The organism is Dankookia sp. GCM10030260 (assembly GCF_042666655.1).
Classification (GTDB): domain Bacteria; phylum Pseudomonadota; class Alphaproteobacteria; order Acetobacterales; family Acetobacteraceae; genus Paracraurococcus.
This window is the reverse complement of sequence record NZ_JBHTDE010000002.1, coordinates 219221-231341: the sequence shown is the minus strand read 5'-3', so window position 1 is coordinate 231341 and position 12121 is coordinate 219221. Positions and strand designations below refer to the sequence as shown.

9 protein-coding genes are annotated in these 12121 nt (G+C 72.6%); 7 read left to right on the top strand and 2 right to left on the bottom strand.

Features of this window, described 5'->3' with window-relative positions:
- The 3 genes from ntrB (at position 1) to cysG (ending at position 3207) form a co-directional block, all read left to right on the top strand.
- Positions 1 to 864 (top strand): nitrate ABC transporter permease, encoded by an 864-nt coding sequence (gene ntrB, locus ACFQS7_RS07495; protein WP_380066414.1) that lies wholly within the window; start codon positions 1 to 3, stop codon positions 862 to 864.
- A gap of 14 nt (positions 865 to 878) precedes the next feature.
- The gene (locus ACFQS7_RS07490) at positions 879 to 1673 is read left to right on the top strand and encodes an ABC transporter ATP-binding protein (protein WP_380066413.1); all 795 of its coding nucleotides are present in this window, start codon (positions 879 to 881) and stop codon (positions 1671 to 1673) included.
- Positions 1674 to 1887: 214 nt separating this feature from the next.
- Positions 1888 to 3207 carry a siroheme synthase CysG gene (gene cysG, locus ACFQS7_RS07485; protein ID WP_380066412.1) on the top strand — a complete coding sequence of 440 codons (1320 nt, stop codon included), beginning with the start codon at positions 1888 to 1890 and terminating at the stop codon, positions 3205 to 3207.
- A 433-nt stretch (positions 3208 to 3640) separates the two neighbouring features.
- On the opposite strand, the gene ACFQS7_RS07480 is transcribed toward cysG, so the two are convergent.
- Entirely contained in the window at positions 3641 to 4396 is a 756-nt protein-coding gene (locus tag ACFQS7_RS07480) for a hypothetical protein (protein WP_380066411.1), read from the bottom strand.
- Positions 4397 to 4455: 59 nt separating this feature from the next.
- On the opposite strand from ACFQS7_RS07480, the gene ACFQS7_RS07475 reads away from it, so the two are divergent.
- On the top strand, positions 4456 to 5562 hold the full coding sequence (locus tag ACFQS7_RS07475) for a ring-opening amidohydrolase (protein ID WP_380066410.1): 1107 nt from the start codon (positions 4456 to 4458) through the stop codon (positions 5560 to 5562).
- A gap of 158 nt (positions 5563 to 5720) precedes the next feature.
- On the opposite strand, the gene ACFQS7_RS07470 is transcribed toward ACFQS7_RS07475, so the two are convergent.
- A complete protein-coding gene (locus ACFQS7_RS07470) occupies positions 5721 to 7442 on the bottom strand; it encodes a cation:proton antiporter (RefSeq protein ID WP_380066409.1) in 1722 nt (573 codons plus the stop codon).
- 150 nt (positions 7443 to 7592) lie between these two features.
- On the opposite strand from ACFQS7_RS07470, the gene ACFQS7_RS07465 reads away from it, so the two are divergent.
- The 3 genes from ACFQS7_RS07465 to ACFQS7_RS07455 all read left to right on the top strand — a co-directional run bounded on the left by ACFQS7_RS07465 (position 7593) and on the right by ACFQS7_RS07455 (position 11657).
- The gene (locus ACFQS7_RS07465; protein ID WP_380066408.1) at positions 7593 to 8468 is read left to right on the top strand and encodes an MBL fold metallo-hydrolase; all 876 of its coding nucleotides are present in this window, start codon (positions 7593 to 7595) and stop codon (positions 8466 to 8468) included.
- A 1-nt stretch (position 8469) separates the two neighbouring features.
- Entirely contained in the window at positions 8470 to 9432 is a 963-nt protein-coding gene (locus ACFQS7_RS07460) for a Bug family tripartite tricarboxylate transporter substrate binding protein (protein ID WP_380066407.1), read from the top strand.
- Between the two features lie 74 nt (positions 9433 to 9506).
- Positions 9507 to 11657, top strand: a complete 2151-nt coding sequence (locus ACFQS7_RS07455; protein ID WP_380066406.1) for a DUF3141 domain-containing protein — start codon at positions 9507 to 9509, stop codon at positions 11655 to 11657.
- Positions 11658 to 12121 lie beyond the last annotated feature (464 nt).

Genomic DNA, 12121 nt, shown 5'->3' with positions numbered 1-12121 from the left:
ATGACCGCCGTATCGACCAAGCCCGCCCCGGCGCCGGCGCAGATGTCGCGCCCGCTGCTGGCCAAGCTGCCGACGCCGTCGCGCCTCGCCCCGGTGCTGGCCAATGTCATCCCGCCGGTGATGATCCTGGTGATCTTCCTCGGGCTCTGGGAATTCCTCGCCAGCGGGCCGGCCGCCACGCTGCCGCCGCCCTCCAAGGTCTGGACCGACAGCTACGACCTGATCGTCGATCCCTTCTTCGACCGCGGCGGGCTGGACAAGGGGCTGTTCTGGCACCTCGCCGCCAGCCTGCAGCGGGTGGCGCTGGGCTTCACCATCGCCGGCGTCGTCGGTATCCTGACCGGGCTGCTGATCGGCACCTCGCCCTTCGCCATGCGCGGGCTCGACCCGATCTTCCAGGTGCTGCGCACCGTGCCGCCCCTGGCCTGGCTGCCGCTGTCGCTGGCCGCCTTCCGCGAGGCGCAGCCGAGCGCGATCTTCGTGATCTTCATCACCTCGGTCTGGCCGATCATCATCAACACCGCCGTCGGCGTCCGCAACGTGCCGCAGGACTACCGCAACGTCGCCGCCGTCATCCGGCTGCGCGGCCCGGCCTTCTTCTGGAAGATCGTGCTGCCCTCCGCCGCGCCCTACATCTTCACCGGCCTGCGCATCGGCATCGGCCTGTCCTGGCTGGCGATCGTCGCCGCCGAGATGCTGATCGGCGGCGTCGGCATCGGCTTCTTCGTCTGGGATGCGTGGAACAGCTCCAACCTCTCCGACATCATCGTCGCGCTGATCTATGTCGGCCTGGTCGGCTTCGCGCTCGACCGGGTGGTGGCGCTGGCCGGGCGGCTGGCCACCCGCGGCACGGCAGCGGCTTGAAAGGGGACCGGACCATGGACCGCTACCTCGACATCTCGCAGCTCTCCATCCAGTTCCCGCGCAGCCCGGTGCCCGTGCTGCGCCAGGTGGACCTGCAGATCGCCCGCGGCGAATACGTCGCCGTCATCGGCCATTCCGGCTGCGGCAAGTCGACGCTGCTGAACGTCATCGCCGGCCTGCTGCCGGCCACCGCCGGCGGCGTGGTGCTGGAAGGCAAGGAGATCGACGGGCCGGGTCCCGACCGCGCCGTGGTCTTCCAGAACCACAGCCTGCTGCCCTGGCTGACCTGCTACGAGAACATCAGGCTCGCGGTGGACCAGACCGTCGGCCGCAGGATGAGCCGCGCCGAACGGCACGACTGGGTGCTGGAGACCCTGGCGCTGGTCCACATGACGGCCGCGAAGGACAAGCGCCCGGGCGAGATCTCCGGCGGCATGAAGCAGCGCATCGGCATCGCCCGCGCGCTGTCGATGAAGCCCAAGGTGCTGCTGCTGGACGAGCCCTTCGGCGCGCTCGACGCGCTGACCCGCGCCCATCTGCAGGACCAGGTGATGGAGATCCATGCCTCCCGCGGCACCACCGTGGTGATGATCACGCATGACGTGGACGAGGCGGTGCTGCTGTCGGACCGGATCGTGATGCTGACCAACGGGCCGAACGCGACGGTGGGCGAGATCCTCAAGGTCGGGCTGCCGCGGCCGCGCGACCGGCTGGCCCTCGCCGCCGACCCGGTCTTCGTCGCGGCGCGGACGGCGGTGCTGGAATTCCTGCATGCGCGGCATGCCAATCCGGCGCTTTCGGCGGCCTGAAGGAAGGCTGGGGGAGAAGGTATTCTCCCCCAGACCCCCTCATCTATTTCTCTGAGTCGGTATTCGCCGCGCGGCTGGTGCCAACCCACAAAAAGGAAGGGTGGGGTTCGGGGAGGGAATACTTTTCCCTCCCCGACCTTCCTTCCCGCCGGCCCCGTGTTGCGATCGGCCGCACGGCCGGCCATCTACCCCACCCACGCCGGAGCCCGTTTGCATGTTGCATTTCCCCGTCTTCCTCGACCTCAAGGGCCGGGTGGCGCTCGTCCTCGGCACCGGTGAGGTCGCGGAGCGGAAGGCCGCCCTCCTGCGGCAAGCCGGCGCCGAGATTCGCTTCGCCGCGACCTTCGCGCCCGCCCTGCTGGAAAGCTGCGCCATCGCCATCGGCGCCGATGCGGCCGAGCCCGAACTGCTGGCCCTGGCCGAGGCCTGCCGCGCGCGCGGCATCCCGGTCAACGTCGTCGACAAGCCCACGCTCTGCACCGCGCTCATGCCGGCCATCGTCGACCGCGAGCCGATGACCATCGCCATCTCCACCGGCGGCGCCGCCCCCGTCCTTGCCCGGCAGGTGCGGCAGCGGATCGAGGCGGTGCTGCCGATGGGCCTCGGCCGCGTCGCGGCGCTCGCGGATCGCTTCAAGTCCGCGGTGCGCCGCCGGCTGCCCGACCTCGTCGCCCGCCGCCGCTTCCTCGATGCGGCGCTGTCCGGCCCCGCCGCCGACCTCGCCATGGCCGGCCGCGACGCCGAGGCCGACCGCGCCTTCGTCCGCGCGCTGGACGGCGCCGATGCCGCGCCGCCCGGCATCGTCCACCTGGTCGGCGCCGGCCCGGGCGCCGGCGACCTGCTCACCCTGCGGGCGCTGCGCCTGCTGGGCGAGGCCGATGTCATCGTGCACGACCGGCTCGGCACCGAGGCGGTGCTGGAACTCGCCCGGCGCGATGCCGAGCGCATCTTCGTCGGCAAGTCCCGCGCCAACCACTGCCTGGCGCAGGAGGAGATCAACGCCCTGCTCGTGCGCCTCGCCCGCGCGGGCAAGCGCGTGGTGCGGCTGAAGGGCGGCGACCCGCTGATCTTCGGCCGCGGCGGCGAGGAGGCCGAAGCCCTGGCCGAAGCCGGTATCGCCTGCGAGGTGGTGCCCGGCGTCACCGCGGCGCTGGCCTGCGCCGCCGGCGCCGGCATCCCGCTGACCCACCGCGACTGCGCCCGCGCCGTCACCTTCGTCACCGGTCACCGGCGCGATGGCAAGGTGGACGTCTCCGGCCTGGTGCGGCCGGGTCAGACCCTGGCGATCTACATGGGCATCACCATGCTGCGGGAGATCCGCGACGGGCTGGTGGGCCAGGGTCTCGATCCGGCGACGCCGGCCGCGGTGGTGGAGCGCGGCGGCACCCCGCAGCAGCGGGTGCTGCGCGGCACGCTGGAGACGGTCGCCGCCGAGGCGCAGGCCTGGGTGCAGGGCGGCCCGGCCCTGCTGCTGGTCGGCGAGGCGGTCGGCCGCGGCAGCCATGCCTGGGCGCAGGCGCCCCTGGCGGCCTGAGTGGCCATCCCAGGCGCGGCATGCCGGCGGTTTCGCCGTGCAGGCCCCGCGTCGCGCCGGCGCCGAAGCCGCGCGCCCGCGACATCATGGCCAGGCCGCGGGTGGGGCTGGCGACCACCGAGAAGCGCATCGCCCTCGCCGCGACATGGGCGACGGCGCCGGGGAGACGCAGCTCTCCCCGGGGCGGGCCGGCGCTTTTATCCTTCAACCTCAATCCGCTTCAGAACCGCTCAATCTTCCTGAGGCCGATCCGGCTGCGATCGGCGCAAACCCGTGCGCGGCCTGGCTTCGCGAGGTCTCAGCCTGAGGATTTGCGGATTTGAGCATTTCAACCGCGCCTCACCCCGCCCGCCGGATCGCGCCGGACATGGCGGTGCCTTTGACGATATTCCTATATACCCGGGAGGCCGAAAAGGCAACGGAATCCCGGCCCTCAGGCCGGGATCACCCGCTCCAGCGGCAGGCCGCGCACGTCCATCTCGTATTCCAGCCCGAGCACCGGCGGCCGGCAGAACTGCCAGGTGACGCCATGCCGCGCCGCGCCGCGCCTGGCCAGTTCCTCGCCCAGGAAGGGGTGGATGTCGTGCACGGTATAGACCTGGGCCGCGGTCGCCATGGCCCAGGACCCGCCCAGCGCCTGCATCCGGCCCTCCATCTCGCCCAGCACGAATTGCGCCTTGCGCAGCATCCCGGCCGCCGAGGTGTCGCCGAGGGCGATGGTCTGCTCCTCGTAGCTGCCCTTGCCCTCGGTGCTCTCGCCGCTGCCGGCGGTGGCGAAGCTCGGCGCCGCGCCGGCATCGGGCACGGTGTAGGCGAAGGCATGGAAGCCGGGTTCGGCCGGCGGGGACAATTCGGGGCAGACATTGCTGCGTGCCACCGGGTTGTCGGTGCCCGACAGGATTCCCCACTCGCCCAGCACCTTGGCATAGCCGAGGTTGAACGCGCGGAAGCCCTGTTCGGTGAACTGGCCGGGGGAGCGCAATTCGCATTGGCAGAAGGCGCTCAGCGGCCGGCCGATGCCCTTCAGGTGGTCGGCGATGCGGGCGAAGCCGGCGGCCAGCGGCACCGGATCGGCGAAGCGCACCCGCTCGATCCGGAAGCCCGGCAGCGCCGCGACGCCCGCCGAATACTGGAAGACCGCCGGGATATAGCGGTAGCCGTCGCCCGGCCGTTCGCGCGTCTCGTACATGCCTCGCCTCCGTGGGTGTGGCGGCTATGCTGCCACCGAACCAGCCGATCGGACCACCCATGCCCGCACGCCGCGCCATCCTGCACCGCGTCCCCATGCGCCATCCCGGCGACACCGCGTCGATCGAGGCGCTGTTCGAGGCCGGCGCGCTCGACCCGGGCCAGGTGGTGGCGGTGCTGGGCAAGACCGAGGGCAATGGCTGCGTCAACGACTTCACCCGCGCCTATGCGGTGCAGGCGCTGTCGCTGATGCTGGGGCGCTGGTTGGACGAGCCGGCGGATTCGGTCGCCGAACGCATCGCCATGGTGATGTCCGGCGGGACCGAGGGCGGGCTCTCGCCGCATTTCCTGGTGCTGGCGGTGGGCGAGGCCGCGGCGCCGGAACCGGCCGGCGCGCTGGCGATCGGCACCGGCTTCACGCCGGACTTCGCGCCGGAGGCGCTGGGCCGCACGCCCCAGGTGCAGGCCACCGCCGCCGCGGTCCGCGCCGCCATGGCCGATGCCGGCATCACCGACCCGGCGCAGGTCCACTACGTCCAGGTCAAGTGCCCGCTGCTGACCAGCGAGCGCATCGCCGCGGCGCGCGCCCGCGGCCGGGACGTGGCGACCGAGGACACCTACCAGTCCATGGGCCTGTCGCGCGGCGCCTCGGCGCTCGGCGTGGCGCTGGCCTTGGGCGAGCTGGCCGCGGTGCCGGAGGCGGCGATCGGCGCCGACTGGTCGCTGTTCTCCGGCCGGGCCAGCACCTCGGCGGGGGTGGAATTGCTGCGCAACGAGGTCATCGTGCTGGGCAACAGCCCGGCCTGGGGCGGCGACCTGGCCATCGCGCACGCCGTGATGCGCGACGCCATCGACCTGCCCGCGGTCCATGCCGCGCTCCGCGCCGCCGGCCTGCCGACCGAGGACGGTCAGGTGCCGGAGGCCGCGCGGGACCGGCTGGTGGCGGTGCTGGCCAAGGCAGAACCCTCCTCGACCGGGTTGATCCGCGGCAGGCGGCACATCATGGCCGACGACAGCGACATCAACGCCACCCGCCACGCCCGCGCCCTGGTCGGCGGCGTCATCGCCGGCGCGGTCGGAAGGACGGACATCTTCGTCAGTGGCGGCGCGGAGCATCAGGGGCCGGATGGCGGCGGCCCGGTCGCCGTGGTGGCCCGGCGGGGGTGAGAAGGAAAGGTCGGGGAGGGAAAGGCATTCCCTCCCCAAACCCCTCCCTTCCTTTCTGTGGGCTTGGCATTCGCCGCGCGGCAGGTACCAACCCACAGAAATAGATGAGGGGTCCGGGGAGAATACCTTCTCCCCGGCCTTGCCTTGTCGGTCGTGGATCAAACCAAGGCCGGCCGCCCCGCCCGCAGCGCATCCACCGTCGCCTGCGCCGCCGCCACCTCGACGCCGAGGCGGCGCAGGGCGAAATCGGCGATGCCGAGGGCGATCTCGCGTTCCCCCATCACCGCCAGCGCCACGCCGCCCTCGCCCTGCAGCACCGCCATGTCGGCATCGTCATGCGCCCGCGCTGCCGCCTGGATCTCCGGGTTGGCGGCGCGGACCAGCTGCAGCACCCGGCGCGACTCCGCCGCGTCCGGCAGGGCCAGCACCACCAGCCCCGCGGTCTCGGGCCGGGCGGCCTGCAGCACCTCCGGCCGGCTGGCATCGCCCCAGATCACCGGCACGCCGGCGGCCCGCGCCGCTTCGGCGCTGCGGCGGTCGGCCTCGATCACCACCAGCGGCAGCCCGTGCCGCCGCAGCGCCGCGCAGACCACGCGGCCGACCCGCCCGTGGCCGATCAGGATGGCGTGGCCGGAAAGCCCGCCGGTCTCCGGCAGGGTGAAGCGCGGCCCCTGCCCCGCCGCCTGCCAGGCGCGCCAGCGGGCCGAGGCGTGCAGCCGCCGCGCGCCCCAGGCGAAGCCGCGCTGCGACAGCGGCAGCAGCAGGATGCCGCCGAAGGCCGCGGCCAGGATCGGCGCGCTGGCGGAGGCCGGCAGCACGCCCTGACCAATGGCGAACTTCACCAGCAGGAAGGAGAACTCGCCGATCTGCGCCAAGGCACCGGCAACCCGGGCCGCCAGCGGCGGCGGCACCCGGAAGGCCAGCAGCAGCAGGAAGCTGGCGAGGCCGACGCCGAGCAGCACCGCTAGCAGGGCGCTGGCCGAGAGCAGCGGCGCCGCCAGCAGCGCCGCCGGGTCGAGCAGCATGCCGACCGAGACGAAGAACAGCGCGGCGAAGACCCGCTGCATCGGCATGGATTCGGCCGCCGCCTGGTGGCCGACATCGCTCTCGCCCAGCAGCACGCCGGCGAAGAAGGCGCCCAGCGCGAAGGAGACGTTGAACAGCGCCGACGCCGCATAGGCGGTGCCGAGGGCGGCGACGATGACGCCGAGGGTGAAGAGCTCGCGCGACGGGCCACGGGCCAGGCGCGACAGCAGCGCCGGCAGGCCGCGGCGGCCGATCAGCAGCACGCAGGCGGCGAAGCCGACCAGTTCCAGCCCGGCGGTCAGCAGCGCCTGCGGCAGCCCCGCGGTGCCGGCGCCGGCGGCGGCCGGGACCATGACCAAGGCGAGGACCACCAGCAGGTCCTGCACCACCAGCCAGCCGAGCGCGAGCCTGCCGGCCGGGCCGGCGAGCTGGCCCTGCTCGGCCAGCATGCGGGTGGCGACCGCGGTCGAGGCGATGGCGAGCGCCAGGCCGAAGACCAGCGCCGGGCCCCAGTCCAGGCCGAAGCCGAAGGCCCCCAGCAGCCCGCCCAGTGCCATGCCGAAGCCGACCTGCAGCACTGCGCCCGGCAGCGCGACGCGCCAGACCGCCAGCAGGTCGGCCAGGCGGAAATGCAGCCCGACGCCGAACAGCAGCAAGGCGACGCCGACCTCGGCCAGGGTGCTGGTCAGCTCGGCATCGCCGACGAAGCCGGGCGTATGCGGGCTGATGACCACGCCGGCCAGCAGGTAGCCGAACAGCGGCGGCAGCCGCAGCCAGCGCGCGGCGGCGCCGAACGCCAGGGCAAGGGCGAGGGCGAGGACGAGGGTCGCCAGCATCGGCGGGGCGGCATGCATGCGACGCTTCTAGCGCAGGCGGCATCGCCGTGGGGCGCACGCGCCGACGAATTCCACCGCGGCGCGCCGCGCGGCTTCCCGCTGGCGGCCTGCCGCCGGAAAGCTACACTGCGACCGGCAGCGGGGGGACGCCCGCGCGGGAGACGCAGGATGAGCACCAAGTTCCAGCTGGGCGACCTCGAGATCCATCGGGTGATCGAGGAGGAGACGCCGCTCTTCGATCCGCAGGAGTTCTTCCCCAAGCTGACGAATGACATGCTGGAGGAGAACCGCCCCTGGCTCGAACCCGATGCCATCGACCCGGCGACGGGCAAGCTGCGGCTCTGCATCCAGTCCTACCTGATCCGCACGCCGCACCACACCATCCTGGTCGACACCTGCGTCGGCAACCACAAGCAGCGCCCGGCCCGGCCCTTCTGGAACATGAAGGATTCGGACACCTGGGAGCGTAACCTGGCGGCCACCGGCTGTTCGGTGAACGACATCGACTATGTCATGTGCACCCACATGCATGTCGACCATGTCGGCTGGAACACCCGGCTGGAGAACGGCCGGTGGGTGCCGACCTTCCCGAAGGCGAAGTACGTCTTCGGGCAGAAGGAATTCGCCTACTGGGAGGCGGAGCACGCCCGCGCGCCGAACCCGGTGCTGGAGGACAGCGTGCTGCCGATCATCGCCGCCGGACAGGCGGAGATGGTGCGGACCGACATCGCGCTGAACGACCACATCCGGCTGATCCCGACGCCGGGCCACACGCCCGATCATTATGCGGTCGAACTGGGCAAGGGCGAGACCATCGGCGTGGTCACCGGCGACCTGATCCATTCTCCGGTGCAGATGCGCTACCCGGAGATCTGCTTCCGCGGTGACGTCGACCCGGCGCAGTCGGCGGCGACCCGGCGGGGCTTCCTGGAACACCAGTGCGACAGCGGGCGGCTGGTCTGCACCGCGCATTTCCCCTCGCCCTCCACCGGCCACGTGACGCGCTGGGGCGACGGCTTCCGCTTCATGCCGACGCGCGGCTGAGATGCGCCGGCGTGGGCTGCTGGCAGCGGGCCTCGCCGCACCGGGCATCGCCGCACCGGGCATCGCCCGGGCGCAGGCGCGGGCGATCCGCGTCGTCAACGCCTATGGCGCCGGCGGCACGGCGGACATCGTCTGCCGCCTGCTGTTCGGCCGGCTGGCGGAACGCACCGGGCAGAATTTCGTGGTGGAGAACCGGCCGGGCGGCGCCGGCACCATCGCCGCCGCGGCGGTGGCCCGCGCGCCGCCGGACGGCAATACGTTGCTGTACGACGCGACCGCGCATTCGGTGAACCCGGCGCTGTTCGGCCCGCGGCTGCCCTACGACACCCAGCGCGACTTCCTGCCGGTCTTCCTCTCCCTCGTCACCCCGAACACCATCCTGGGGTCCACCCTGTTCGCGCCCCGCACCGTGCCGGCGCTGATCGCCGCGGCGCAGGCGGCGCCGGGGACGATCGATGCCGGGACCACCGGGATCGGCTCGGCCCAGCACATCACCCTGGCACTGTTCAACACCATGGCCGGGGTGCGCATCAACCACGTGGTCTACCGCGACGCGCCGGCGGCGCGGAACGACATGGTGACCGGGCGCATCCAGCTGCAGTTCAGCAACGTCCCCGGCAGCGTCACGCCGTTTCGCGCCGGCACCGCACGCGTCCTGGCCCATTCGGGGCAGGCGGAGGTGGCGGTGCTGCCCGGGGTGCCGGCGATCGGCGCCACCCTGCCCGGCTTCGAGACCTATGAATGGAACGGCATCTTCCTGCCGGCCGGCACGCCGGAAGCGACACGCCGCCGGCTGAACGCCGGGCTGAACGCCGCCGCGGCGGAACCCGCGGTGGCGGAGCGGCTGGCGGCGCTCGGCGGCCTGCTGCGGCCGAACACGCCGGAAGAATTCGCGGGCTTCCTCGAAGGCCAGTTCGCGCTGCATGCGCGAGTGGTGCGGGAGGCGAGTATCCGGGTGGACTGAGACCGGATGGCCAGGCAGAACCGGCCCGGTTATGCTGCACCGCACAAAAAATAGACGATGGCGGAGCGACGGCGATGATCAAGGACTGGCTCGACTACGCGCTCGACGCCACCCAGCGCGGCATCCTGTTCTGGGACACGCTGCGCCAGCGCGGCAACGCTTTCCTCGAACACACCCAGGCGGGCAAGCCGGCGCTGCTGAAATTCGCCACCGAGACCATCCTCGACGCCCGCGAATTCGAGGCCCCCGCCAATTATGCCCTGCTGCGCATCCTGCCGGAGGACGGCGTGGCGGAGGAACCCGGCCGCCGCCCCTTCGTCATCGTCGACCCGCGCGCCGGGCACGGGCCGGGCATCGGCGGCTTCAAGCCGGACAGCGAGGTCGGCTTCGCCCTGCGCCACGGCCATCCGGTCTATTTCGTCACCTTCTTCCCCGAACCGATGCCGGGCCAGACCCTGCTGACCGTGGCCGAGGCCGAGGCCCGCTTCCTGGAGGAGATCCGCGCCCGGCACCGCCAGGCCCCGGCGCCGGCGGTGATCGGCAATTGCCAGGCCGGCTGGGCGATCATGGGGCTCGCGGCGCTGCGCCCCGAATTGCCCGGGCCGCTGCTGCTGGCGGGCTCGCCGCTGTCCTACTGGGGCGGGCAGCGGGGGCTGAACCCGATGCGCTATGCCGGCGGCAACCTCGGCGGCTCCTGGATGGCGCATCTCGCCAGCGACCTCGGCAACGGCCGCTTCGACGGGGCCGCGCTGGTCGAGAATTTCGAGGCGCTCAGCCCGGGCGAGACCAAATTCGGCAAGTACTACAACCTGCTCGACAAGGCCGACACCGAGGCCGCCCGCTTCCTGGAATTCGAACGCTGGTGGGGCGGCTATTTCCTGATGAACAAGCAGGAGATCGTGCCGATCGTCGAGGAGCTGTTCGTCGGCAACAAGCTGGCGCGCGGCGAGATCGTGGGACGCGACGGCACGACGCGGCTCGACCTGCGCAAGGTGCAGGCGCCGATCGTCGTGCTGTGCTCCTGGGGCGACAACATCACCCCGCCGCAGCAGGCGCTGGGCTGGGTGCGGGAGATCTATGCCTCGGAGGCCGAGATCACCGCCCAGGGCCAGACCATCATCTACTGCGTGCACCCGACTGTCGGGCACCTCGGCATCTTCGTCTCGGCCAAGGTGGCGGAGAAGGAGCATGCCGAGTTCATCGGCCTGGTCGACCTGATCGAGCTGCTGCCGCCCGGCCTGTATGAAATGGTGGTCAGCGACCGCCATGCCGAATTGCCCGGCGACGCCTTCGTCGAGGGCCGCTACGCCAGCCGCTTCGAGCGGCGCAGCCTGGAACAGCTGGACGCGCTGATCGGCCCGCGCGAAAGCGAGGCCGCCTTCGAGACGGTGCGGCGCGTCTCCGAGATCAATGCCGGGCTCTACGACCAGTTCGTCTCCCCGGTGGTGCGGGCGATGGCGAGCGAGCCGATGGCCGCCGCCATGCGCGCGCTGCATCCGCTGCGGGCGCAGCGCTGGGCCTTCTCCGACCGCAATCCCTGGATGCAGCCCTTCGCCGCCCTGGCGCCGCTGGTGCGGGAGAACCGCCGGGCCTGCGCGCCGGACAACCCCTTCCGGCTGCTGGAGCGCCGCGCGGCGGCCGCGGTCGAGGCGGCGATGGACCGCGCTGGCGCCGCCCGCGACCGGCTGTCGGAGGCGCAGTTCGAGGCGGTCTACACCGCGCCCGCGCTGCGGGCCGCGGTCGGCCTGGCCGGGGCCGTGCCGCCGCCGCCGCCCGGCGCCGACCCGCTGCGGGTGGCGCTGGCGGCGCATGAGGCCGAGCGGCTGCGGGCGCGGGCGGCGCAGGGCACGCCGGCCGAGGGCATCGTCCGGCTGCTGCTCCTGCTGCTGGACGATTCCGGCGTGGTGGACGAGCGGTCCTGGCGCGCGCTGCGGGCGCTGAACACCGAGTTGCCGCCGGAGCGGCAGATGTCGCACGAGGCCTTCCGCCGCACCGTGCGCGAGCAGGCGCTGCTGATCCATACCGACCGCGACTGCGCCCTGGCCGGGCTGGAGGCGCTGCTGCCGACGCCCGAGGATCTCGCCGTAGCCCGCCGCGTGGTGCTGCAGGCGGCCGACGCCGTCGGCGTCGACCTCCGCCGCCCCGAGCAGCAGGCGAGGTTCCCGACGCTCGCCGCCGCAGCCCCGGAATCCGGCCCGCCGCGCCCGGCACACCCCAAGCCCTAGAGGGCGGTCCGGCGGGATACCTGCTCCCGGCCCTCGCCGCCTGCCAGTACGGGAACAGCCCCCCTCCCCCGGCATCCCGCCGGGGAAGTCGACGATCTTCGCCCCCTGTTGAAGCTCCCGCTCGAAGGCCGCACCGGCCCGTGCCGCGAAGCCGGTGAGCGGCTTCGCCCAGTTGGGATTGTGCGAGGTGATGCTGCGCCCGCCATCCGCCATGAAGTCGGACGGGAAGTGCAGCACCATGACCTCCCTGGCCTGGGAGTCGGCCGCCAGCGCCCGGTATACCAGGGCCGGCCCCTGTTCCAGCGAGTCCGGCAGCAGGTCGCGCTGTTCGCAGGCGTTGCGCAGCCTTTCGCGTTCCGATCCGGGCCTGCGCGACATGCGCGGCGTCCTCGGCCCGCCTGGCCTCGGCCTAGCGGGCCAGGACGGCGTACCCGCCTGCCGCGCCGAAACCGAGGATGCCGGGC